This is a genomic window from Sphingobacterium sp. E70 (assembly GCF_019285695.1).
In the GTDB taxonomy this organism is placed as follows: Bacteria; Bacteroidota; Bacteroidia; order Sphingobacteriales; family Sphingobacteriaceae; genus Sphingobacterium; species Sphingobacterium detergens.
Window position 1 is genome coordinate 728,039 of the sequence record NZ_CP079104.1, and the last position, 21,462, is coordinate 749,500.

31 protein-coding genes and 2 pseudogenes are annotated in these 21,462 nt (G+C 38.2%); 20 read left to right on the top strand and 13 right to left on the bottom strand.

Going from position 1 to position 21,462, the window contains the following annotated elements; all coding sequences use genetic code 11:
* Nucleotide 1 precedes the first annotated feature (1 nt).
* The 13 genes and pseudogenes from KUH03_RS05310 to KUH03_RS05370 form a co-directional block, all read right to left on the bottom strand.
* Nucleotides 2–484, bottom strand: a complete 483-nt coding sequence (locus KUH03_RS05310) for a thioredoxin fold domain-containing protein (RefSeq protein WP_257091899.1) — start codon at nt 482–484, stop codon at nt 2–4.
* A 78-nt stretch (nt 485–562) separates the two neighbouring features.
* Nucleotides 563–856 carry a RagB/SusD family nutrient uptake outer membrane protein gene (locus tag KUH03_RS05315; protein WP_257091900.1) on the bottom strand — a complete coding sequence of 98 codons (294 nt, stop codon included), beginning with the start codon at nt 854–856 and terminating at the stop codon, nt 563–565.
* A 5-nt stretch (nt 857–861) separates the two neighbouring features.
* Nucleotides 862–2,010 carry a RagB/SusD family nutrient uptake outer membrane protein gene (locus tag KUH03_RS05320; RefSeq protein ID WP_257091901.1) on the bottom strand — a complete coding sequence of 383 codons (1,149 nt, stop codon included), beginning with the start codon at nt 2,008–2,010 and terminating at the stop codon, nt 862–864.
* 12 nt (nt 2,011–2,022) lie between these two features.
* Nucleotides 2,023–2,499 carry a hypothetical protein gene (locus tag KUH03_RS05325; protein WP_257091902.1) on the bottom strand — a complete coding sequence of 159 codons (477 nt, stop codon included), beginning with the start codon at nt 2,497–2,499 and terminating at the stop codon, nt 2,023–2,025.
* An 11-nt stretch (nt 2,500–2,510) separates the two neighbouring features.
* Nucleotides 2,511–2,852 (bottom strand): hypothetical protein, encoded by a 342-nt coding sequence (locus tag KUH03_RS05330; protein ID WP_257091903.1) that lies wholly within the window; start codon nt 2,850–2,852, stop codon nt 2,511–2,513.
* On the bottom strand, nt 2,831–3,019 hold the full coding sequence (locus KUH03_RS05335; protein ID WP_257091904.1) for a TonB-dependent receptor: 189 nt from the start codon (nt 3,017–3,019) through the stop codon (nt 2,831–2,833). Before KUH03_RS05335 ends, KUH03_RS05330 begins: the two co-directional genes overlap by 22 nt.
* A complete protein-coding gene (locus KUH03_RS05340) occupies nt 2,988–3,587 on the bottom strand; it encodes a TonB-dependent receptor domain-containing protein (protein ID WP_257096707.1) in 600 nt (199 codons plus the stop codon). Before KUH03_RS05340 ends, KUH03_RS05335 begins: the two co-directional genes overlap by 32 nt.
* Entirely contained in the window at nt 3,482–4,723 is a 1,242-nt protein-coding gene (locus tag KUH03_RS05345; RefSeq protein WP_257091905.1) for a TonB-dependent receptor plug domain-containing protein, read from the bottom strand. The genes KUH03_RS05340 and KUH03_RS05345 overlap by 106 nt, the downstream gene beginning before the upstream one ends.
* A gap of 14 nt (nt 4,724–4,737) precedes the next feature.
* Complete coding sequence (locus tag KUH03_RS05350) at nt 4,738–5,625, bottom strand: STN domain-containing protein (RefSeq protein ID WP_257091906.1); 888 nt, start codon at nt 5,623–5,625, stop codon at nt 4,738–4,740.
* A 144-nt stretch (nt 5,626–5,769) separates the two neighbouring features.
* Nucleotides 5,770–6,588, bottom strand: a complete 819-nt coding sequence (locus tag KUH03_RS05355) for a FecR family protein (RefSeq protein ID WP_257091907.1) — start codon at nt 6,586–6,588, stop codon at nt 5,770–5,772.
* A 36-nt stretch (nt 6,589–6,624) separates the two neighbouring features.
* The gene (locus tag KUH03_RS05360; protein ID WP_257091908.1) at nt 6,625–6,912 is read right to left on the bottom strand and encodes a hypothetical protein; all 288 of its coding nucleotides are present in this window, start codon (nt 6,910–6,912) and stop codon (nt 6,625–6,627) included.
* A gap of 99 nt (nt 6,913–7,011) precedes the next feature.
* A pseudogene (locus KUH03_RS05365) lies at nt 7,012–7,512 on the bottom strand (RNA polymerase sigma factor); the annotation flags it as partial.
* Between the two features lie 235 nt (nt 7,513–7,747).
* Nucleotides 7,748–8,088, bottom strand: a pseudogene (locus tag KUH03_RS05370) (winged helix-turn-helix transcriptional regulator).
* 112 nt (nt 8,089–8,200) lie between these two features.
* Here KUH03_RS05370 and KUH03_RS05375 point away from each other — a divergent pair.
* The 20 genes from KUH03_RS05375 (at nt 8,201) to KUH03_RS05455 (ending at nt 21,259) form a co-directional block, all read left to right on the top strand.
* Nucleotides 8,201–9,028, top strand: coding sequence for a 12-oxophytodienoate reductase (locus KUH03_RS05375; protein WP_306429461.1), 828 nt, complete (start codon nt 8,201–8,203; stop codon nt 9,026–9,028).
* A complete protein-coding gene (locus tag KUH03_RS45320; RefSeq protein ID WP_306429462.1) occupies nt 8,995–9,249 on the top strand; it encodes a hypothetical protein in 255 nt (84 codons plus the stop codon). The genes KUH03_RS05375 and KUH03_RS45320 overlap by 34 nt, the downstream gene beginning before the upstream one ends.
* Nucleotides 9,250–9,697: 448 nt before the next feature.
* Complete coding sequence (locus KUH03_RS05380) at nt 9,698–10,156, top strand: hypothetical protein (RefSeq protein ID WP_257091910.1); 459 nt, start codon at nt 9,698–9,700, stop codon at nt 10,154–10,156.
* Between the two features lie 259 nt (nt 10,157–10,415).
* Nucleotides 10,416–11,018 (top strand): RNA polymerase sigma factor, encoded by a 603-nt coding sequence (locus KUH03_RS05385; protein WP_257091911.1) that lies wholly within the window; start codon nt 10,416–10,418, stop codon nt 11,016–11,018.
* Nucleotides 11,019–11,195: 177 nt separating this feature from the next.
* A complete protein-coding gene (locus KUH03_RS05390) occupies nt 11,196–12,257 on the top strand; it encodes a FecR family protein (RefSeq protein ID WP_257091912.1) in 1,062 nt (353 codons plus the stop codon).
* Between the two features lie 531 nt (nt 12,258–12,788).
* The gene (locus tag KUH03_RS05395) at nt 12,789–12,983 is read left to right on the top strand and encodes a carboxypeptidase-like regulatory domain-containing protein (RefSeq protein ID WP_257091913.1); all 195 of its coding nucleotides are present in this window, start codon (nt 12,789–12,791) and stop codon (nt 12,981–12,983) included.
* Nucleotides 12,953–13,318: a hypothetical protein gene (locus KUH03_RS48145; protein WP_373564782.1), complete on the top strand. Its 366-nt coding sequence runs from the start codon at nt 12,953–12,955 to the stop codon at nt 13,316–13,318. The genes KUH03_RS05395 and KUH03_RS48145 overlap by 31 nt, the downstream gene beginning before the upstream one ends.
* Nucleotides 13,315–14,160, top strand: a complete 846-nt coding sequence (locus KUH03_RS05400) for a TonB-dependent receptor plug domain-containing protein (protein ID WP_257091914.1) — start codon at nt 13,315–13,317, stop codon at nt 14,158–14,160. Before KUH03_RS48145 ends, KUH03_RS05400 begins: the two co-directional genes overlap by 4 nt.
* Nucleotides 14,157–14,861, top strand: a complete 705-nt coding sequence (locus KUH03_RS05405; RefSeq protein ID WP_257091915.1) for a hypothetical protein — start codon at nt 14,157–14,159, stop codon at nt 14,859–14,861. The genes KUH03_RS05400 and KUH03_RS05405 overlap by 4 nt, the downstream gene beginning before the upstream one ends.
* Nucleotides 14,831–15,211, top strand: coding sequence for a TonB-dependent receptor (locus KUH03_RS05410; RefSeq protein WP_257091916.1), 381 nt, complete (start codon nt 14,831–14,833; stop codon nt 15,209–15,211). The genes KUH03_RS05405 and KUH03_RS05410 overlap by 31 nt, the downstream gene beginning before the upstream one ends.
* Nucleotides 15,208–16,023 carry a hypothetical protein gene (locus tag KUH03_RS05415; protein ID WP_257091917.1) on the top strand — a complete coding sequence of 272 codons (816 nt, stop codon included), beginning with the start codon at nt 15,208–15,210 and terminating at the stop codon, nt 16,021–16,023. Before KUH03_RS05410 ends, KUH03_RS05415 begins: the two co-directional genes overlap by 4 nt.
* Nucleotides 16,024–16,042: 19 nt before the next feature.
* Nucleotides 16,043–16,351 carry a hypothetical protein gene (locus KUH03_RS05420; RefSeq protein WP_257091918.1) on the top strand — a complete coding sequence of 103 codons (309 nt, stop codon included), beginning with the start codon at nt 16,043–16,045 and terminating at the stop codon, nt 16,349–16,351.
* Between the two features lie 175 nt (nt 16,352–16,526).
* Nucleotides 16,527–17,105: a hypothetical protein gene (locus KUH03_RS05425; RefSeq protein WP_257091919.1), complete on the top strand. Its 579-nt coding sequence runs from the start codon at nt 16,527–16,529 to the stop codon at nt 17,103–17,105.
* Entirely contained in the window at nt 17,063–17,584 is a 522-nt protein-coding gene (locus tag KUH03_RS05430) for a RagB/SusD family nutrient uptake outer membrane protein (protein ID WP_257091920.1), read from the top strand. The genes KUH03_RS05425 and KUH03_RS05430 overlap by 43 nt, the downstream gene beginning before the upstream one ends.
* A gap of 86 nt (nt 17,585–17,670) precedes the next feature.
* Nucleotides 17,671–18,351, top strand: coding sequence for a hypothetical protein (locus tag KUH03_RS05435; protein ID WP_257091921.1), 681 nt, complete (start codon nt 17,671–17,673; stop codon nt 18,349–18,351).
* On the top strand, nt 18,348–18,671 hold the full coding sequence (locus tag KUH03_RS48150) for a TlpA family protein disulfide reductase (protein WP_373564783.1): 324 nt from the start codon (nt 18,348–18,350) through the stop codon (nt 18,669–18,671). Before KUH03_RS05435 ends, KUH03_RS48150 begins: the two co-directional genes overlap by 4 nt.
* Before the next feature lie 501 nt (nt 18,672–19,172).
* Nucleotides 19,173–19,403: a hypothetical protein gene (locus KUH03_RS05440; protein WP_257091922.1), complete on the top strand. Its 231-nt coding sequence runs from the start codon at nt 19,173–19,175 to the stop codon at nt 19,401–19,403.
* Nucleotides 19,404–19,420: 17 nt separating this feature from the next.
* Entirely contained in the window at nt 19,421–19,633 is a 213-nt protein-coding gene (locus tag KUH03_RS05445; protein ID WP_257091923.1) for a major royal jelly family protein, read from the top strand.
* 112 nt (nt 19,634–19,745) lie between these two features.
* A complete protein-coding gene (locus KUH03_RS05450) occupies nt 19,746–20,225 on the top strand; it encodes an L-dopachrome tautomerase-related protein (protein WP_257096709.1) in 480 nt (159 codons plus the stop codon).
* Nucleotides 20,226–20,251: 26 nt separating this feature from the next.
* A complete protein-coding gene (locus KUH03_RS05455) occupies nt 20,252–21,259 on the top strand; it encodes an alpha/beta fold hydrolase (RefSeq protein WP_257091924.1) in 1,008 nt (335 codons plus the stop codon).
* The last annotated feature ends 203 nt before the right edge of the window (nt 21,260–21,462 follow it).

Here is a 21,462-nt window from a genome sequence, read left to right on the forward strand (position 1 = left end):
TTTATATAGCGCAACAGAAAGTTAGATTCACGAACTCCTGATCATACTGCTTACGCAGATTGGGAATTTGGTAGTTGGAATCATTCGCCTGTTGTGCCTGCTTCAGGAAAAGATCGGCCTCCATACGGGACTGCGTTCTATAGATCAATGTCCCCTGCCCATCCAGAAACAAATAGGTAGGAAAACTTTTTATCTGATAATTTTTTGCAATGTCCACTCCCTCACCTACCTCACAATCAAACTTGGTATTAATAAATTTCGAATTAAAGTAATCGGCAACTTCAGGCTGTGAAAACACATTACCTTCCATCCATTTACAAGGGGCACACCAGGAGGTAAAACCATCTAAAAAGATCAGTTTATTTTCTTTTTTTGCTAATTCTTTCGCTTCGCTAAAAGTCACCTTTTGGAATTGTATATGTTCTTGCGCCAGCAATATTACAGACTGTATGAAGGCCAGCGATGTCAATAATAGTTTTTTCATGAAAGTATTTTTTAAAACTTGGAACCAATCTTTGCTTATAATGGGCAAAGATTGGTTAGGTAAAAGCATTTATATTTTTTATCGTTCATACTGTGGAATTCCCGGATTTAGGGAAAGTACTTTGGGTGGTACCGGAAGTATCATTCTAAGGTCTGTTGACTCCATTTCAAATACTTTACTGGCCAACGGATGCTTAATTGATTTCTTATAATTATCCGCAATAACCAAACGTTTCAAATCGATAAGTCTAGTCGATGCCATAAATGGCATTTCACGTCGTCTTTCATCTAGGGCCAACTGCAGCACAGTTTTCGGATCACCTGCTGTCAATGCTTTATTATTTTCAATACGACTATTTCTTAGTGTATTCAAGAATTCTAAAGCTTCCCCGTATTTCCTGTACGTGCAGCTGATTCAGCAGCGATCAGAAATAATTCTGGTGTATTAAATCCTGTACTAAAGTCAACATAGGGCGCATAAAGTACACGTCCAGGAAATTTAATTAAATTAGGACCAAAGGAGGCTTGATCACGACAGAAAAATAATTCGTAACGCTTGTCATTTGCTCCGACCGGGAGATCTTTTGCATAGGTATCAATCAGTTCCTTGGATGCATAAAATTCAGCATTTTGAGAGCCTAAACTACTTGTACCGGAACGAGTCCATATTGACTCTACATTGGTTCTAGCATCAGGAAACTGTGAGGAATTATCGGTCTTGAGACATACACGGCCAAAAGTTGTCTTATCTTTATTTGTATATAGGTTGTAGTTGATCAGATTTTTATTCAAAGCTAGCGCCTGTTTAGCATTCTCCAAAGCCTCTTTGAATTTCCCCTGATATAGGTATACCCGACTCAAGAAAGAATACCCCACAGAACGTACGGCCTGAGATTTGTTTGACTGTGCTGTACTCAAGTGCGGAAGTGCATCATTAAGGTCGTTAAGCACTAGGTCATAAATGGCTTGCACAGATACACGTTCATATTTTTGATTAATATCTTCCTTTAGAACCAAAGGTACACCCAAATCCTTAGCCGCATTAGCTGGATTATAATGAGCGGCATAGATATTGACCAGACTCAGATACTCAAATGCCCGGCCGATCTTTGCTTCCGCCCAGACCCTTTTCTTCTCAGTTTCCGAACCATCTGTCGCCACGAGCACATTATTTATAATCACATTGTAGGTAAAAATATGGCTATAAGCAGTCTCCCAATAAGGATCGTATTGACCATCCTCAAAAATTGCACCATGAGCGAGACTATAAAGCTGCTTCTTAACATAATCATAGTAATCAAAACTAGCCGCAGATTGTACGTCTTGCGGATCGCCAGACTGTAGATTGTCTGTTAGGTAATTGGGATAAACTGGAGAAGCACTAATTAATCCCTGATCATTTAATAATAATTTGTAGTCATTAAGATTTTCGGGAATAGTAAATCCCTTGGGTTTTATATCTAAGTATTTATTGCAGCTACTTAACGTCATTAAGCCAAATAACAGTCCTATATATATTTTTTTCATGATATCTTCTTTTTAAAATCCTACAGAAACACCTAAGTTGTAAATCACCGGAGCTGTGACTCCACGACTAGGGCCCGAAATATTTGTACTCGTCGCTGTCGTATAACCTACCCAAGCTTCTGGATCGAGATTTTCCTTGTTAGCCGCCCAACGCCAAGCATTCAATACCTGCCCAGTCAATCGGATATAACTTAGTTTGGTCGGTGCAATCCATTTGCTTGGAAAATTATAAGACAGGGAAATATCTCTCAATTTAATGTAATCTGCCTTTTGTACAAATTTATGTGCAGCATTATAGATGTCCGATATATTACCGGAGGCAGCTGAAATGAACGCTGGAGCAATATCCGGATTATTTTCATCGCCTGGTTTTTTCCAATAATTCAACCAAAGCTTATCGAAATTACTGTTATAGTTCAGTTCGGCGTATTTACTTAAAAACTCCGGATGAACACCCCGCATCACATGACCACCATTGAAAATAAACATAAAGGAAAGGGTCAGATCTTTGTATTTAAATCCATTTCTGAAAGAAACATTATATGGGGTATTGTCGTTCCTTCGTAAATTAGATCGTCGACTGTCAGTTGCTGTGTACTTTCGACCAAACTGCCATCAGCCTTTCTCGCCAACGGTCTTCCTTTATCGTTCAAGCCCGCGTAATCGATGCTATATAGACTTCCCATAGGCACCCCAACACGATTTTGAGGCATATAATAATAATAGTAAGGTGTATTTTGCTCCACAAAAAGATTCGTGATCTCATTTTTATTATAGCTGAAATTCAGGGTACTATTCCAACTAAATTGTTCATGATGAATCATTTTACCATTAAGTCCCAATTCAATACCCTATTCTGCATATCGCCATAATTGAGCAGCACGACATCCCACCCCAATGTTGGATCCAAAGGTGTATTACCTAACAAGTCTGTCGTTTTCTTATTATAGAAATCGATACTTCCTGAAAGTCTATTTTTAAATAAGGAAAATCCAGTCCAGCATTCCATACAGATGTGCGTTCCCAGCGCAATAATGGATTTGGGGTGAGTCAATTGTAGCCTGTAGTTCACCACTATATGGATTAACCGTTTTACCTACTCTTGAAATCAAATATGGTCCATTGTCTTTCGGGACATTCCCGTTCACCCCATAGGTCATCCGTATTGCCCAGCGATCTAATGGTTCCCAATTTAATTTTGGTAATTGGTACAATGCGCCAATTGACCATAGCGGTTTATATTGATTTTTGATATCCGTACCGAAGAGGTTGGATTGATCCATTCGTATACTTCCACTTAATGTCAGCTTTTTGTTGTATGTATAAGATCCGTTCGCATAAAAAGAGACAAATCGATCAATTACATCACGGAAACCCTCATCTTTATTTCTGGAAATAGTATAACTATTGAACAGTGCTTGAGTATTTGGAATCATTATACCAAACAATTCTTCGTTAATTCCTTTAAAGGCTAAACTACTCTCATCATAACCGTATTTATAAATATTGGTATAACGATTGTGAATCTGCCTCCGTTCCGCACCGGCAATAGCGACGATCTCATGTTTATCCTGGATATTATTCTGATAGCTGAATTGACCACGGAGGGTATAACTATTGACATCATTGCGTTGCTCAAAAATTGCCCACCTTGCGGTATATTGCGTTTAATCACCCCGTCTTTTCCAATCTGTGTGGCATCATTAACCATACCAGCGACCGATTGCGCGTTCTTTCTATTTATTGTACCCTTGTACCCTTCGGTTCGTTCATTTTGATAAGATAGATCAAAATCCAACCCTTTAATAATCTTAAAGTTGGCCGCAAAATTGAAATTAATATACTTATTATAGAACTTTTCATGCACAGCTGAAACATGATTTAGTGGTATATAAGTTTCATCTTCCAGGCCTAATCCATTTAGTCGATCTATCTCAAATTGAGATTTAGATCCGTACCATTGAGCCGGTGAGCCATCTTCATTACGCAATAAGAAATAGGATGCTTTCGTACCAACATACTTTTCATTAAAACCGATATAATTGTCATAGAAATTAAAGCCGATATCGCCCTCTCTATTTTGGTTTTTCCCTAAAATATTAGCTCTAAAATTGAACCAATCAGTCACTCTAAAATTATTTTTCAGACTGAAACCTAACTCTTTATTCGTAGCCCTTCCTTTGTTATAGTCACCCGGTTGTGTATAATTAATGGAGTAGTGATAAGTGTAACGATCTGATCCACCAGAGATCGCCAAATTATGCTGTTGATCAAACCGGGTCGTATTCAGAAATTCCTCCATTTGACTAAATCGATCGCGATTACGATAGACATCCAATTGTTTTTCCATTTCCGCTTCGGAGATTACTCCCCCTTTGTGGTTATAAAGAATTCGGTAAACGTCGTTCATTGATTTCCGAGGATCAATCGCGGCATAATCACCTGATCTATAATTGAACATCTGTTTTTGAAAATCAACCAGCTCTGAACTGCTCATCTGGTTGAGATACTTCCGGCTTGGGAGACCACGGAAAGACAAGGTATTGCTATAATCAACCTTAGTTTTACCTGCTGTACCGATTTTTGTTGTTATCACGATAACACCATTGGATGAACGTACACCATAGATTGACGCAGCTGAAGCATCTTTTAAAACAGTAATAGACGCAATATCATTGGGATTGATAGCAGTGAGATCGCCTTCATAAGGCATACCGTCAACGACAATTAAAGGTGCGGCCTGCGCATTGATTGTCGAACGGCCCTCACCTCAATACCAAGATTATTTTTTTCATTTTGGGGACTGGAGGTGTTACGAACCAAATTCAGGCCAGGAAGCAATCCGTCGATCCGATCCAAAAGGTTCGGTTGCAATCGTCCTTCCATATCTCTGGCAGTCACCTGCGCAAACGAACCAGCCGCGCGCTCTTTACTGATCTTTTGATACCCCGTATTTACGGTTACATTAACCTCCTGCAATTGTGCATCTATTGCATGCAGCCTAATTGTTCCAAGATCAGATTTTACAGGTAGTGAAAGTGGTGAAAATCCGACCATCGTAATCTCCAATAAACTGTTTGCACTGACGCTACTGATTTCAAAATACCCATTTTGATCTGTCGTCGTACCTTGAGGTACACCTTTGACACGAATGGTCGCACCTTGTAAAGGACGATTGTTATCATCAACAACAAAGCCCTTGATCAGCATCTTTTGATCTGATAAACTATTGTAGTTCGAAACAATTCCCCCTTGTTCGGCTTTTTCACGTACAACGATTATCTTTCCCTTAATTTCAAAACTAAGATTCAGATCGTTCAATAATCTCTCAAGTGTTCCATTCAATGTTCCCTTTTCAACATTGAGCTGGATCTTCGTATCTGGATCAATAGTCTTTGCTGCCCATACATAGGAGTAGCCTGTCTGTTTATTGATTGTCGAAAAGACTTTTCTCAACGAAACAGATTTTTCATGAATAGATACACTTTGTCCGTAAGTTTTAGCTCCTACATGAAGCAAACAACAGGACATCATAATGGTAGTAAGCGATATACGCATAATGTTTCCCCTCCAATGCGACCTTCCCCAAAAGTCTGTGCGATCGCTGTTTTTCATAATTTCCGCTTGTCCGTGTAGGGCACGACAAACTTCTGCATAATTTTTATACATTTGTTTTAGGTTAAGAATTAAAATTCAGTTACAGTTAGAATTGCTTGACCAGAAGCCCTATTTGTTGCAAGCTTTTAGGGCTTCGTCTTTTCATTTAGATTGCTTTTTATCTACATAAATCGTGTTTTCTTTAAATTTGAAATTGACTTTCCCCGTACTCTCTAGTACATTGATAATATCTTTTAAGCGGCTATTACGGGACAACATCCCTTCAAATTTTTCTGACTTTATCTCGTTATCGAGGTAAACCACATTGACGTTATACCAAGAAGAGATATCCTCCATAATAACAGACAGCGGTTCAGAGTTGAATATAAAATAACCGTCTTTCAATGCATTACCGATTTCAGTATCTATGGTTCTGCGTTGGATATGACCAATATTGATATATGCCTCCTCTCCAGGAGATAAAATAATCTGCCTTTCTCCTTGCTGAACCTTCACTTTTCCTTCATATAACGTAGTCCTAAAGTCACTTAGACTTTTATTTGCCTTAATATTAAAATGCGTGCCTAATACCGTCACATGAATATTTCCGGTTTGAACATTAAATGGTTTCACTTGTGATAATTCTCCTGAGGAGAAGTATTTCTTTGCTACTTCAAAATAAGCTTCGCCGATCAATCGAACTTGTCTGAGACTATCTGTTTCATAATAATCCAATTTGGTCTCAGCATTCATCCAGACCTTAGTACCATCTGGTAAGAGAACGGCCATTTTACCACCTTTTGGGGTAGAAATAAGTAAGCTATCATTGCCCTTAGTCAGGTTATAGGGTAGAGTAGCCAAAGACATTACAGTATCTTGAGGTGAAATAGCGATCGAATCTCCATTTTTCAGGTAGATTTTACCTGCGGTTTGAGCGGGGAGGATTTTTACGTCTGGATTTGCCTGATATCCAGTATCCATCAGGTAACGAACAAAAAAATAATGTTAACGCACCAATTAGTACTGCAGCGATTCCATACGACCAAATCCTTCTAAAAGGGAAAATAGTTTTGGAGCGCTCAGATGCTCCTGTTCAAAAGTTTCAAAGGATGCTTCCCAATCGTAAGCATATAAGCCCTTCAAATCTCTATCTAACATCTCCTTGTTATCCAACATATCACATACTTCTCGGTTCGAAGCCGCATTGAGGCGCCAAGAATCCAGTTGCAATTGCTCCTCATAACTTAATCCTTCAAGTTTTGATTTACTCAATAAATAGATGATATGTTCGGTTGTATGCTCCATATTGCTTTATATACTTAAAACAATATTTTGATTTCGTTTCTCTAAAGAGATGGGGAATATTTTTATAATCAACTGAAAATCAAATTTATAATTTACAACCTAATAATACAGAAGGAGTAACAGTAAACAAAAAAACTGATCAGGCCTAAGCCTTTGCCTGAGAAGTTCAATTCCTCTTTTCTTTTGATTGTATACGGTACTTGTGGTAATACCTAAGGAAATCGCAACTTCTTGTGGACTTAAATCTTCGACGACCAGCTTGTATATTACATGTCGACACTGTTCTGGCAAGGTCTCTATAGCGTCGTGAACCTCACGTAGCGTTTCTAAATAAATCATTTGATGGCTGACAGGCAAATCTATCAGATCAACCTGTGTGATATAGTTATCAGCAAGCTTTTGTGATCTCTTACGTTGTTGAATCCGATTAAGTGCCGCGTTTCTGCAACTTGTATATAAAAAACTCCGGATCGACTCAAAATGATTAAAATCGCTCCGTCTTTCCCATAGCTTTAAAAACACATCCTGGACAATTTCCTCAATAATAACTTTATCCAAGTTCATTTTTTCGAGAAAATAACACATTGGACTATAAAGGTTTTGTACAAGAACTTCAACCCTTCTCTTTCACCTTCACGAAAAGATTCGATGAAATCTTGTTTATTGTGTTCTTGATTTACCTTGTTTTTCACAATTCAATATTACCTAAATTTTAAATAAATATGAACCGTCTGGGTTTAAAATTTCATATTCTGTTAGTTATATATATTCTTGTTATTACATTTCAGTAAAAAACAGTATATATAAACCAAAAAAGTAAAGTACTTGCTATTTCTTATAATATCAACGGTGCAGGCTCCTCATAATATTCCTCATTCCATTTTGCTAACTGACACATAATCGGAATAAGTGCCTTTCCCTTTTCAGTCAGAGCGTATTCCACCCGAGGAGGTAACTCTTTAAATTCCTCCTCAAAATAATACCATCTTCCTCCAACTCTTTTAAAGAGGATGTCAGTACTTTTCTTGAAATATTTTCGATCAATGCATCGAGTTGTCCAAATCGGGCTTTTCGATCTCTTAGTGTGTATATAATAATGGGCTTCCATCTTGTCCCCAAAATTCCCATAGAGCGTTGCATCGCGCATGAACAATTCTTAAAATCTGTTCTTTTCATTGCCAAAACATTTGATAGTTACGCAAAGGTAACTACTTTATACTATCAATAGTTACAAAAATACACTATTTAAAATATCTTTGTAAAGAAATTCGCAAAATGATATAAAAAAATGAGCATACAAACACTTTTCAGTCCGTTCCAATACAAAAATCTTATATTAAAAAACCGTTTCGTCATGGCTCCCATGACACGAGCATTTTCTACTGACGGGATCCCTGGAGATGTCGTTACAGGTTATTATGAACGACGGGCAGCCGGGGACGTTGGTTTGATTCTAACCGAAGGAACTGTAATCGAAAGGCCAGCGTCAAAAAACTTAAAGGACATTCCAAATTTTTATGGAGACCAAGCTTTAAACGGCTGGAAGAACATTCTAAATGCTGTCCACGCAAAAGGAGGTAAAATAGCACCTCAAATATGGCATGTAGGGTATACCCCAATGCAGTGGACTCCGCCAGCAGCTTTTGAAAGTCCCGACACAATGACTTTGGCCGATATAGAAAATACTATCCAAGCCTATGCTGATGCTGCAAAATCTGCAAAAGAGCTAGGTTTCGATGCCTTTGAAATACATGCCGCACATGGTTATTTGATTGATCAATTCTTTTGGGAGGGGATGAACCACAGATCAGATGAATTCGGTGGTAAAACGATAAAGGAGCGTTCCAGATTTGCTGTCGAAGTAGTGAAAGCAATGCGAAAAGCCGTTGGACCGGATTTTGTAATTATCATCAGACTATCCCAATGGAAACAACAAGATTATACGGCAAGATTAGCCCCTACCCCAAAGGTAATGGAAGATTGGATTTTACCATTAGTTGATGCAGGCATAGATATTTTCCACGGAAGCCAACGACGCTATTGGGAGCCTGAATTTGAAGGCAGCGATTTAAATTTCGCCGGATGGCTGAAAAGGTTTCTGGCCAACCGACAATAACCGTAGGGTCGGTAGGACTTGACAAAGATTTTGGTGAAGTATTTACCAATTCAGAATTTAAGTCGTCTCCAGCTTCACTAGACGAATTGGTACGTCGATATGAAAGAGGGGACTTCGATTTGGTCGCAGTAGGTCGGGCGATCTTACAAGATCCAAATTGGGTAAAAAAGTTCAAGCAGAACAATTCGAAGACTTATCTATCTTTGAGGCTAAAAGCTTAGCAACATTGTCTTAGCTAGATCAGTGCGCTAAGTATTCTAATAAATTCATATTAACAGTTATATGTTAATAATCCGTAAAAGACGAGCATTCGCTTTTATGGATAAAACAAGATATCCACTCGTTTTTGGGTATCTTGTTTTTTGTTAATAAATCATATGAACTTCCCTAGCCTAATATTTTTCTAATTTTGGATATCGACACATTATTAATAAATTGTAGTCAAAATACTTTTAAACCTACCATTATGTCCGATACCCATATTTATATACTTAGTGGACTAGGTGTTGACCGAAGGGTTTTTGACAAAATAAATTTTGGGGCTTAAAAGTCATACACTTAGAATGGATTCCTCCAATTTCGACAGAATCAATTTCATGCTATGCACGACGATTATCCACTAAAATTACGACTGAATGCCCCGTTCTTATTGGATTATCTTTCGGTGGTATGGTTGCCATGGAAATAGCTAAAATTATTGATGTAAAACAAGTTATTTTACTCGCATCAGCAAAAGATGATAACGAACTTCCTAAACTTTACAAACTTATCGGAACACTGAGAATCCACAAATTTATTCCTGCTTCAGCTCTAAAATCACATCATATTTTATCAAATTACTTCTTTGGTATAAGCTTAAAAGAAGATAAAATGATGCTTAAACAAATACTACAAGAGACCGATGCTAAATTTCTGTCTTGGGCGATCAATCAAATCGTAAAATGGAAAAACAAGACTATTCCCAACAATTTGGTTCATATCCATGGCTGCAAAGACCGCATTATCCCAGTTAGAAATGTAATCCCCACTTTTATCATTCAAAGAGCCGGTCATTTTATGACAGTCACTCATGCAAAAGAAATTGAATCCCTCATACAGAAGATACTACACAAAGATCTAAACCATTAATAACTCTATCTAATCAGTAACGATCTATCAGCCGAACCACTGCGATCAAGAAGCTTAATGACTAACTTTGGATAAATATTAAAAACAGAAACAATTCAATTTCCCTTCCATTTGATAGTAGCTTATATTTTCATGTTATCTTTCAACGAATGAAAATTGTCACCATCAATTATGTTAATATCAGGGAAAAATTATATAACCTCTTCTATCATCCAAAATCTTTTCTTATCCTTTCATTTATGTCTAAAAATTCATTAATTTGTTCTACCAGTACATGGAAGACGCATTAAACGAATCCAAATTATTCCTAGCTTTTTTAAGAAAAGATGAAAAAGCTTTTGAATTCCTATTTCATAGGTTTTATTCACCATTATGCCTATATGCAATCAAGTTCGATATAGAAAAGGAAAGTGCAGAGGAACTTGTCCAAGATGTTCTTTTAAAAATTTGGTCAACAGACTTTCATTTTGATTCTTACGACAAGCTAAAGTCATTTCTTTACCTGAGTACAAAAAATGCAACTATCAATTACCTGGACAAGCGAAAAAGACGCTTGACAAATTATGACAATTATGCCAATCAAATAAGCAGTATTGTTGAAGACGATAGCAGGTGGATTATTTATGCAGAAACATTACAACTGATCAAAAATGCCTTAGAAAAACTACCTACTCAATGTGCTACCATTATGAAATTAAATATCATAGATGGCCTAGATACGAAAGAAATTGCGGAAAAATTAAATATAACTAGCAGCACTGTTTACACACAGAAAACAAAGGGGTTGGCTTTGCTAAAACAGCTATTAGACAATGGCGATTATCTTCTATTATTATTATTAATCGACACATTGAAAAAATAAAGACACTAACAATCAAACAATTACAAATAAAACTAAAAAGGAATAGCAATTCTAGCTTCGAATTCTGTTATAATCATAAATACTAACCAAAGAATTTATGGAGCTGAGCCCTTTCGAAGTAAGTGAATTAATATCTGCAAAAAGCTTGGGATCTTATCCAATGAGGGTGAGACAAAATTGGATCATTGGCGGTCCTCCTCAGCACATCATGAAGAATTATTTCAAAGCTTGGTTTCAAATAATACCTATGAACAAGATGTCGATTGGGCTTTTTCTTTACCAGTTCATGAGGTAATTGAAAAAGCAAAAAGTAAGATTACATTTGAAAGACCTAATCTTTTTCATCTTATTATTAAAAAATATGGGATTGCAATTGCCGCCTGTACAATTGCCGCGCTATTTATCCTCCTTTGGAATCTTAAGCTCGATCATACCTCACGGAATATTGTTCCAGGCAGTTTTCGCGCTTCCATTCAACTTGAAGATGGAAAATCACTACAACTACCAGTCGAAAAAAGATATTTCAACATTTCTGAAGAATTAAAAGAAATCACGTCAAATAATCCTTTAAAACAGGGAAAAACACTGATTATAAGTACTCCAAAAGGAGGTCAATATGATATATTGCTTCCCGATGGCAGTGCAGTTAAATTAAACGCCGCTTCTACGTTGATATTTCCGGAGAAATTTGATCGTAAACAAAGGACAGTAAAGCTTATTGGGGAGGCCTTTTTTGAAATCAGCAAAATTAAAAATGGAGATGGTACCGCTGTTCCATTTTTCGTACAATGTAATGAACAGGAAATCCAGGTGCTGGGCACAAAATTTAATGTAAGCAGCTATAGTGAAGACAAATCGACAATCACAACGCTAATGGAGGGATCTGTAAAAATCAATTATAATAGTACGGCTACAAAAGAAGCTATCATTTTAAAACCAAACGAACAGGCCGTATCGACACTTGGTCAAAATACGTATAAACGTGAAGTAGATAATCAATCCGATATTGCCTGGACTAAAGATCAGTTCGAGTTTGTCGCAGAGCCCTTGGAAAACGTCATGGTTAAACTTGCACGGTGGTATGATTTCGATTTTGAATTTATAGATCAAAAACTAAGGAAGGTAAAAATTGAAGGAATTATTCCGCGTTATGCCAGTGCTGAAGATTTATTTAGGTTATTATCGAAAGCCAGTAACGCCAATTTTATTGTAGAAAAATCAAAAGTTAAAATAAACTAACGTTATTAATCTAATATCACTAAAAGAAAGGAGAACACACCCGCAAATTTATGTCAGATCGATTAAGGAGACGCGCCAACGTCCCCTTAATTAAAGTTAAAGGATCGTAAACTACCATTATTTAAAATCAATTAACCGTAACAAATGTATCATTTTTTTACCAAAAAGATGTTGGAGACTTCTTTTGTGTAGTCCCGACAGATGAACAAAGTACAGGTGAAAAATCTGTATCGCGTATATTTACCAATGCGCTTATGAAAATCTCTTTATCATCACTATTACTTTTAGGGATGATGGGGGTCCAGGCCAATACCATGGCACAAAGAGTCAATATCAACAAAAAAATGTTAGTCTGCGAAAGATACTGCAAGAAATTAACATTCAGACGGGTTACCATTATTTATGGGCAGCACCAAATATTGATCCATTGACCTGTACCTCTGTCTCATTTAACAATCTCCCTTTACAAGAGGCATTAAAAACCCTTGAAAAGAATACCCCATCTTTTTTGAACTGGAGAAAGATATGATCATGGTTAAACCGCGTCAGTCTAAAATTGGTGGTATTCAATTAAAAGAAACAATACTATTACTTAATCTTAAAGACCAGTCCAAAATAAGGGGAAAAGTTGTTGACGAAAATGGCAATGTACTTGTCGGTGCCAACGTAATGATACAAGGAAGAAAAAAGGCACCATCACCAATGGTAATGGAGAATTCACTTTAGATAATTCTTCCGTAGGTACAAATATCATCATATCCTATATAGGGTATGAAAGTATCACTATCCCAGTCACAAACAATCTTGGAGTTATCACACTGGCATTAAAAACGGGGACATTAAATGAGGCGACAGTAGAAGTCAATACTGGATATCAGAAACTCCCCAAAGATCGCGTCACTGGATCTTTCAGTTATGTTAGCGGTGAAAAACTGGAAAGAAAATTAGCTACGGATCTCAAAAGTGCTCTTGAAGGACAGACAACAGGACTCACTATTGATAAGGCTGGCAAAATAGAAATTAGAGGTGTCTCGACCTTTAATGCACAAAAACACCTTTGATTGTCATTGACGGTTATCCCGTAGAAACAACAATAGATGATATCAATCCAATGAATATAGCGAGCATAACCGTGCTAAAAGATGGCGTGGCCGCATCAATCTATGGTTCTAGAGCAGCCAATGGCGTTATTGTTGTTACCACAAAGTCTGGACAAAACAGTGAGCCTAAAATAAGCTACTCTGGCTTTGTAAATATTATTCAGACACCACAGTTAAAGTATCTGAATAAAGCGACAACATCAGACTATATTGACGCAGAGATAGACCTTTTCAACCTGAATCCAAACGGTCCCTCAACGATGGATCCATATAATATGAGCCGGGTAACCTATCTATTGATGCAAGAGCGTGAAGGGAAGATTAGCCACCAAGATGCAATGGCCGAGATCAATGGACTACGCGGTATCAATGCTTTAAATCAAATCCAGGATCTGTTTTTCAGAAATAAAGTAACCCATCAGCATAATATCAATATCGCCGGCGGATCGCCTAAAAGCAGTTATAATTTTTCCGTCAACTATCAACAGACCAAGGATAATCTCATTAACAATGATTCAAAACGATTAATCACCGATTTTAAAAACGAATGGCAGCTTTTTCCATTTTTAACCGCTGGAGCTGCTGCCAATTTCACGTATAATAAAGGCAATAGTACTTCATTTACATATTCTACCATTTACGGTCCAGAATTGGCAGGCGACAATTATCAGACTTTAGCGGGTTTTTCAGGAGGATCAATGATTATGCCGTATACCAATCTATTGGACGGCAATGGCAATCCGGCGGCAATATGGGGTATCAGTCAATATAAGGTAAATACCTACAAAAACACCCCGGCATGAAGTCCTGGGATTATGTTCCTTTAGAAGACATGGGGAAAATGCCCAGTTATAGCAATGTCTATAATTTCAGGATGAGCGGGTTTCTAAGAGCCTATATCGTAGAAGGACTTACAGCAGAACTCGGAGGTAACTGGGTCAAAGGAACGGCAAATGTCAAAAATATCCAACGGGCAGACTCCTATAATGCTCGCATCGCCTATAACGATGGCACCTCCAAATCAAATCCCGCTAATCATTATATTCCCGATGGAAGCATCTTGGACGAATTCAAAAATATCAATGAAACCTGGACGCTCCGTACACAGCTCAATTATAGCAAAAACTTCTCCGATAACAAACATCTGTTGCACGCTTTAGTCGGAAACGAAATCAGAAAAATTACTTCTGACAACAATAGATTGGCTACCCGAGCTGGCTATAATGAAAATGCAGGTTCATTTATCCCTGTCAACATCAATGATTTTACTGCCGGAATTTACAACGCAGATATGCTCTTCCCCAATGGAAGCGTATCACTCACCGATGGTTCACTAACATATGGCGATAATCGCTTTGTATCCTGGTATGCCAATGGATCATACGAATATGACAATAGATTTATCCTAAGCGGAAGTATACGCCTGGATCTCACAAATTTCTTTGGTACAGATAAAAGTATCGCTACAAACCGATGTGGTCACTTGGAGGAACTTATAAATTAAGTAATGAGAAATGGTGGGATAAAGCCGTTTTCAGTAAACTTAATATCAGAGGTTCCTATGGTATCAATGGAAATATTTCCCTGAGAAATGGTCCGTTTTTGATTTTGAGTGTTGGCAGCTACAGTCCTACAACGGGAGGAGTTTCCTATGGCATCTCCTCGCCTCCTAATAAGCAATTGCGTTGGGAAAAAACGAATATTGCCAATGCGGGAATAGACTTCGGCTTGTTCAACAATGCGATAGAAGGTAGCTTTGATTATTATAACAAGAACAGTTCTGACCTCTTAGCTGCTGACGCCGCGGATCCGACACTAGGTTTTAGCTCGCTAACAAAAAATGTAGGAAAATGACCAATCACGGATTTGAGCTTGGGCTCAATGTCCACGTCATCAAAAACAGTAGATTTAGCTGGGATATTTTGCCCAATATTTCCTTTAACGCAAACAAAGTAAAACACTACAATGTAAACCGTCCGTACACAGGTAGTTACACTACTCCAGGAGGAATCATGGTTGCTGGATACCCTTCAGACGGCTTGTGGGGCTATCGTTTTGCAGGTCTTAATGAACTCGGTCAGACACAAGTGTATACCAGGGACAATCAGGTTGTATTGGCGAGCAATGCTGAAGTTACCGACTTGATCTATCAGGGAACCTTTAGACCAAAATGGGATCTTGCTTTAACAAATCGCTTCAGCTATCAAAACTGGGACCTATCTTTTATGTTTATAGCAAAGCTAGGGCATAAATATAGAAAGGATACGTTTAGTGGATCCAATTATCAAAACCGACATGTAGCCGAAAGATGGCGGAAACCTGGAGACGAAAAGAATACAATATATCCCGTTCTGGAAGAATGGAATATGGATATGTTCTCCTTCCCTTTTGCGGATGTCAATGTAGGTAATGCAAGTTATGCCAAATTAAGGGACATCACACTTTCTTATAATCTCGCGAAACTGAGCAAAAGAATTGGTCTTACCAACGCAAGAATATTTGTCCAGGGCAGAAACCTATTTCGTATTACGGCCAAAGGCGTGGACATAGATCCCGAAACCACAGAATTCAATGTAAGTGGTGGTACGGGGGCAGGAACAGATCAAGGATTTACGTCACTGCCTTTACCACGCGAGATATTTATTGGTTTACGATTCGGCCTCTAACCTAAAAAAACTAATTGAAATGAAAAAAATAATATACCTTGCACTGGGCCTGGTCTCCATATCGACCTTCTCCTGCAACAAATACCTGGATGTTAAACCTATTGGACAGTTGATTCCTTCAAAAGTCGAAGATTTGGAGAATTTATTGAATAATACAAATACCATTAGCTCATTTTATGCAGACAACAACAGAGGTTGCTTCTATGCTTTTATGGGTGACAACTTAACGATCAGTGAAAATCAGGCTATATATCTGTACAAAAGTACCCACCCGAATGTAGATCGTTGGGCTGCATTTAAATTTTATTACCCTATACGAATCCGATAGATCCCCAATACACATGGGAATGGGCCATCTATCGTGCTGTGGGCATATTCAATATCGCCATTGATGAAGTTTCAAATCTCAAGGGGAAAATTCAGATCTGGGCAAAATAATTGTTGCACAGGCAAAAGCTGGAAGAGCTTGGTCCTATCTGGTCGGCGGACTGGGTTATGGTCCAATGTACGATCCTGAAGGTAAAAATGATCAAAAAGTACTTCCCTACCGGACAACAGGTTCACCAAATACCCCCAATCCGGGTCTCTCTAGCACAAATGAAATTATGGATCTTGCAGAAAAAGATCTGCTCGATGCATTGACCGGTGCTCCAAATACCGTTGGAAACCCTACCCGTGCAAGCAAACCAGCGGTTAATGCTTTGTTAGCACAGCTATACATGTTCAAAAGAGATTGGACCAAAATGTCCAAATATGCAAATGAAGCATGGGCGCAAGCCATAGCGGCCAAAGGTAATACTGATAATCTTATCTATAACCTAAATAAATTCAGTTATAGACAAGATCCAAATGCATCCCCACCAGCTGGTACCGATGCCGAAGTTGGTCTTGAGTTACTAGGCGAAGATAATTTATTGAAACAGACTTACAACAGGGAACAACTATTTTATCGCCCTACCCCCTACAGCTACTCTCCTATCCTTCGGAAGAATTTATCAATCTATTTGATAAAAATACAGATCGGAGATACAAGCTATTTATGCTCAAAACCCTGGGTTATTCGGTGGTTGAAGGCGGTGTAAAACATGATGATGGTGTACGTCTTAAGTATTATAGGGACAACAAAATGATCGCTTCACAGGGAATGACTTATCCCGAGTTGCTATTGATAAAAGCGGAAGCAAATGCAAGGTTAAACCAATTGGGACAAGCGTTAAGCGATCTCAATATGCTGCGCAAATACCGCTATTCAGGTGCAAATACAGATCTTCAAAATGGTGGGGCTTTCAGCCAGGATCAATTACTAGAGGAAATTCTGAAAGAACGTAGACGGGAAATGCAGCTTGGCACTTATCAACGGACATTCGACATCAAGAGACTGGCACTAGATAAAGGAAAACCTTGGTCGAAAACACAGGTCATCCATACCATAGGTAACAAATCCTACAAAGCGGATGTCATCAGTAAATTTTTTACATTACAGATCAATAATCCGACCATACTTGCCAATCAAGCTGGAATTTACAGCCCAATAGCGATCCATATTTACCTGCTGGACTAAATTAATAGATCCATCAATTGTACATTAAAATTTAAACTTTATTGAAATTTATCATGAAATCTAAAAATATAATAATAACAGTCCTTGTGGCACTATTTTTCTTCTCATTGAATACCCTATTTGCTCAGATCGATCTGAAAATAAAAGGTAAAGTGACTGGCGACACAAAAGGATTTAATAAGATATATATTGTCAAAGGTCAGTCTCAAGATTCCACAGTAATCAGTCCAGATGGTGAATATCAGATAACTATTACATCCGAAGCTCCGGATGTAATGTATTTCTATCTTCAATATGATAGTAAGGTCAAAGGTTATGTCTCTCCATTTTCTCTATTTATTGAAAAAACAGGAACGCTACAACTTGATTTTGACATTGACAAAGGCATCTCCTCAGCCCGAATAAATGGACCTGCACGTTCAGTTGCATATTTTGATTATTCCAAATCCAAACAGTCTATTCATCGAAGGATCAACAAGGAAATCACAAGTAAATTCGGTGAAGAAGCACTGAAAGAAGGGACCACTAATTTTGAAAAGGCAATGGACTATTTCGAGAAGCGTGAGACACAATTAAATGACTCGCTATTTGCAAAATATTTTAATCCGAATGGAGCAGATGCACCATTTATGTTATTAGGAAGGGTCAGCAGGCTATCTCTCGCTCAATTGGAGCATAATTATTCCCAATTATCCGCCCCACTCAAAGAGACCAAAGCAGCCAAGCAGTTATATGAAAAAATTACTAGCAAAAAAGATCCAGTATAGGATCTACTGTAGCGAACTTCGTCCTTCCCGATACTACCGGAAATGATTTTTCGTTCAATACCCTCAAAGGAAAATATGTATTGATTGATTTTTGGGCATCCTGGTGCGGTCCATGTCGGATCTCATTTCCTAGACTCAGATCGGTTTACCAACAGCTAAAGGGTCAGAACTTCGAAATTATCAATATCTCCATTGACGCAAAGCTTGACGACTGGAAGAAAGCGGTAAAAGAAGAAAATAATCCCTGGCCGCAACTACACGACAAAACAAATTTATCAAAATCTGCTTTTTTGTCAGCGGAATTCCTACTGCATATCTAATTGATCCGGATGGAAAAATTGTGTTCAGTAGCGTAGGATCCGACGAGAATGGCGGTGGACCGATGGAGGAAAACTTGAATCCGTATTTGGTGTCAAATTAACCAAATAACGAAAAACCATGCCCCGCTGTCGAAAATAGTGGGGCATGCCATTTTCACCAAAAGCTGTTCCCGCGATAGCGTTTACGACTTTCCTTATCCTCGCAGCGAACCGATACGCTCGTCTTCCCAATACCCAACGGCTAACTCCTGATCGGGGTGAAAAATCCGAATTGCTTTCTCACGGTCCTTGCACCACGAATCCATTCCATCTGAACTAACGGGGCTATCCGCTCACCTTATATAATAATCTTATAAAACAATAACAGTAAAAAAGAAGTTATAAAATAGAATATTGCTTTTCACAATTCGTTCAGCACGGTCGTCAGATCTCAAATAAATACCAAGTATGTTCAAAAGACTTTTATTTTATTTCCTATTCACTCATCTATTATGCTCTACAATGCAAGCACAAGAAAAACTCGCTCTAGATCCGAAACTAGAAGTCGCGGCATCTTTTGGACCCTACCGTCCCATAGGCGTCAGCGCAACTTCGACAAATAGATTATTCGTATCATTTCCTAAACAAAACAAAGATTATCGGTACGCCCTTACCGAAATCATTGATGGTAAAAGCACCCCTATCCTAATGAAGTATGGAATAGTCAAGGGGACGAAAGTTCACATTTTGTAAACGTTCAGGACATCTTTGTGGATGCACAGGACAACTTATGGGTCTTAGACTCTAAACCTTCAACCTCTGGCTCTATTTTCGGTCCAGATAGTACAGCTCCTACCGGACAATTCAAACTCCTTAAAATCGATACAAAAAATAATCAAATAGCACGAATTTATACCTTTGATGATCTTGACAAAGCGAAATCAGGTTTGAACGATGTACGCATTGACCTTGAAAAAATCTAGCCTATCTTTCCGATCCTGGTCAGGCCGCAATAATTGTGCTTGATCTTCAATCAGGAAATAGTAGAAAAGTACTGGAAAAAGTTCCTTCACATTAGCTGATCCGGAAGTTGTCATTTCCTATTCCGGCATTGACATGCGCTATAAAGACGGTAAACCCTTTCTCTCTCACGTTAACGGGATAGCGCTAAGTCATGACTTTAATTATTTCTATTTTAAACCAATTAATAAAAAGCACTTATACCGCATCGCTACAAAGTACCTTGCGGATGATACACTATCCCAATCAGCCCTGCAAGGCAAAGTAGAAGACATGGGAAATGTAGGCGTCACACATGGCTTACTCGCGGATCGGAACGGTAATATTTATCTGACGACCTCAATGGATTACAGTATCAAATACTTGAGTCCAGATGGACAAATTCATCTATTGACACAGGATCCCAGATTGTTATGGCCGGATTCTTTGGGTATAGATGGGAATGGTTATCTTTACTTTTCATGTGCACAGCTATCCAGAGATCCGCAATGGAACAATGGCATAGACCGAGTTAAATTACCCTATCAGGTTTATAAAATAAAGTTGCCAAAGTAATGATGTATATTTAAAAAAACATACAAATGAATTTATTGATAAAACAGCTCGCTCTAGTACTGCTCAGTCTCGTCTATTCGTTATCAAACGCGCAGACAGATCGCCCTGTACTGGATATTATGCTCAATAATTATCAATACCCTTATGAAGTACATTACTTGAATTTAAAGAGTCAGGGTGAAGAAATAAAAATGGCCTATATGGATGTCAGCTCACAACAACCAAATGGTCACACCGTGTTATTACTGCATGGCAAAAATTTCAACGGAGCATACTGGAAAACAACCATTCAGGCACTAAATTCGGCTGGGTATCGTGTTATAATACCTGATCAGATTGGATTTGGCAAATCTTCGAAACCCACAGCTTATCAGTTTACTTTTCAGCAGCTAGCCCAAAATACAAAATTACTTTTAGACAAGTTGGGACTTGATAAGGTCGCCTTACTTGGCCACTCTATGGGCGGGATGCTTGCAACGAGGTTTACATTAATGTATCCTGAAACTGTGGAAAAACTTATTTTAGAGAATCCCATTGGGCTGGAAGACTGGAAACTTGTCGCTCCATATACTTCCATCGACCAAAATTTTCAAACGGAATTAAAAGCTGGATACGAAGCTGCAAAAAGGTATCAAAGTGCATTTTATTATGACAACAAGTGGAAGCCGGAATATGATGAATGGGTATACCTACTTACGGGTTGGACAAAAGCTAAGGATTATTCCATCGTTGCGATGGTAAATGCCAAAACATCAGACATGATCTTTACCCAGCCTGTTGTTTATGAATTTCAGCATCTAAAAACACCCACCCTCCTCATCATCGGTACGCGGGATAGAACTGCGATCGGTAAAGCCACCGTAAAAGATCCTAAAGTAGCCGCAAAAATGGGACTGTATCAGTATTTAGGAAAGGAAACACAACAAAAAATCAAAGGATCAAAACTCGTCGAGCTTGATAACGTCGGACACCTGCCCCATATTGAAGCTTTCGACCGATTTATCAAACCTCTTGTTTCATTTCTGAAAGACTGATAGCATCATTTCCTCTGCTTAAGGGAGCTCAACAAAAATTCTTCTGTATATTATTGTTGAATAATGAGAAGCATTCCCCCTACACATTATCTTTTCAAACACTTTTGCTACAAGATGTCATGTGCTCTACCAAAGCTAAGCAGTTGCACAAACTGCTTATTGCTCCTTTAAAAATACAAACAACTACCGATCAAACAGATAAG

Coding starts and splice junctions, on each gene's coding strand:
- KUH03_RS05310 (WP_257091899.1), bottom strand. CDS start 484: ATGAAAAAACTATTATTGACATCGCTGGCCTTCATACAGTCTGTAATA.
- KUH03_RS05320 (WP_257091901.1), bottom strand. CDS start 2,010: ATGAAAAAAATATATATAGGACTGTTATTTGGCTTAATGACGTTAAGT.
- KUH03_RS05325 (WP_257091902.1), bottom strand. CDS start 2,499: ATGTTTATTTTCAATGGTGGTCATGTGATGCGGGGTGTTCATCCGGAG.
- KUH03_RS05335 (WP_257091904.1), bottom strand. CDS start 3,019: ATGGAATGCTGGACTGGATTTTCCTTATTTAAAAATAGACTTTCAGGA.
- KUH03_RS05345 (WP_257091905.1), bottom strand. CDS start 4,723: ATGCCTTATGAAGGCGATCTCACTGCTATCAATCCCAATGATATTGCG.
- KUH03_RS05350 (WP_257091906.1), bottom strand. CDS start 5,625: ATGAAAAACAGCGATCGCACAGACTTTTGGGGAAGGTCGCATTGGAGG.
- KUH03_RS05355 (WP_257091907.1), bottom strand. CDS start 6,588: ATGGATACTGGATATCAGGCAAATCCAGACGTAAAAATCCTCCCCGCT.
- KUH03_RS05360 (WP_257091908.1), bottom strand. CDS start 6,912: ATGGAGCATACAACCGAACATATCATCTATTTATTGAGTAAATCAAAA.
- KUH03_RS05375 (WP_306429461.1), top strand. CDS start 8,201: ATGAGCATACAAACACTTTTCAGTCCGTTCCAATACAAAAATCTTATA.
- KUH03_RS45320 (WP_306429462.1), top strand. CDS start 8,995: ATGGCTGAAAAGGTTTCTGGCCAACCGACAATAACCGTAGGGTCGGTA.
- KUH03_RS05380 (WP_257091910.1), top strand. CDS start 9,698: ATGGTTGCCATGGAAATAGCTAAAATTATTGATGTAAAACAAGTTATT.
- KUH03_RS05395 (WP_257091913.1), top strand. CDS start 12,789: ATGGTTAAACCGCGTCAGTCTAAAATTGGTGGTATTCAATTAAAAGAA.
- KUH03_RS05405 (WP_257091915.1), top strand. CDS start 14,157: ATGAAGTCCTGGGATTATGTTCCTTTAGAAGACATGGGGAAAATGCCC.
- KUH03_RS05410 (WP_257091916.1), top strand. CDS start 14,831: ATGTGGTCACTTGGAGGAACTTATAAATTAAGTAATGAGAAATGGTGG.
- KUH03_RS05415 (WP_257091917.1), top strand. CDS start 15,208: ATGACCAATCACGGATTTGAGCTTGGGCTCAATGTCCACGTCATCAAA.
- KUH03_RS05420 (WP_257091918.1), top strand. CDS start 16,043: ATGAAAAAAATAATATACCTTGCACTGGGCCTGGTCTCCATATCGACC.
- KUH03_RS05425 (WP_257091919.1), top strand. CDS start 16,527: ATGTACGATCCTGAAGGTAAAAATGATCAAAAAGTACTTCCCTACCGG.
- KUH03_RS05430 (WP_257091920.1), top strand. CDS start 17,063: ATGCTCAAAACCCTGGGTTATTCGGTGGTTGAAGGCGGTGTAAAACAT.
- KUH03_RS05440 (WP_257091922.1), top strand. CDS start 19,173: ATGCAAGCACAAGAAAAACTCGCTCTAGATCCGAAACTAGAAGTCGCG.
- KUH03_RS05455 (WP_257091924.1), top strand. CDS start 20,252: ATGAATTTATTGATAAAACAGCTCGCTCTAGTACTGCTCAGTCTCGTC.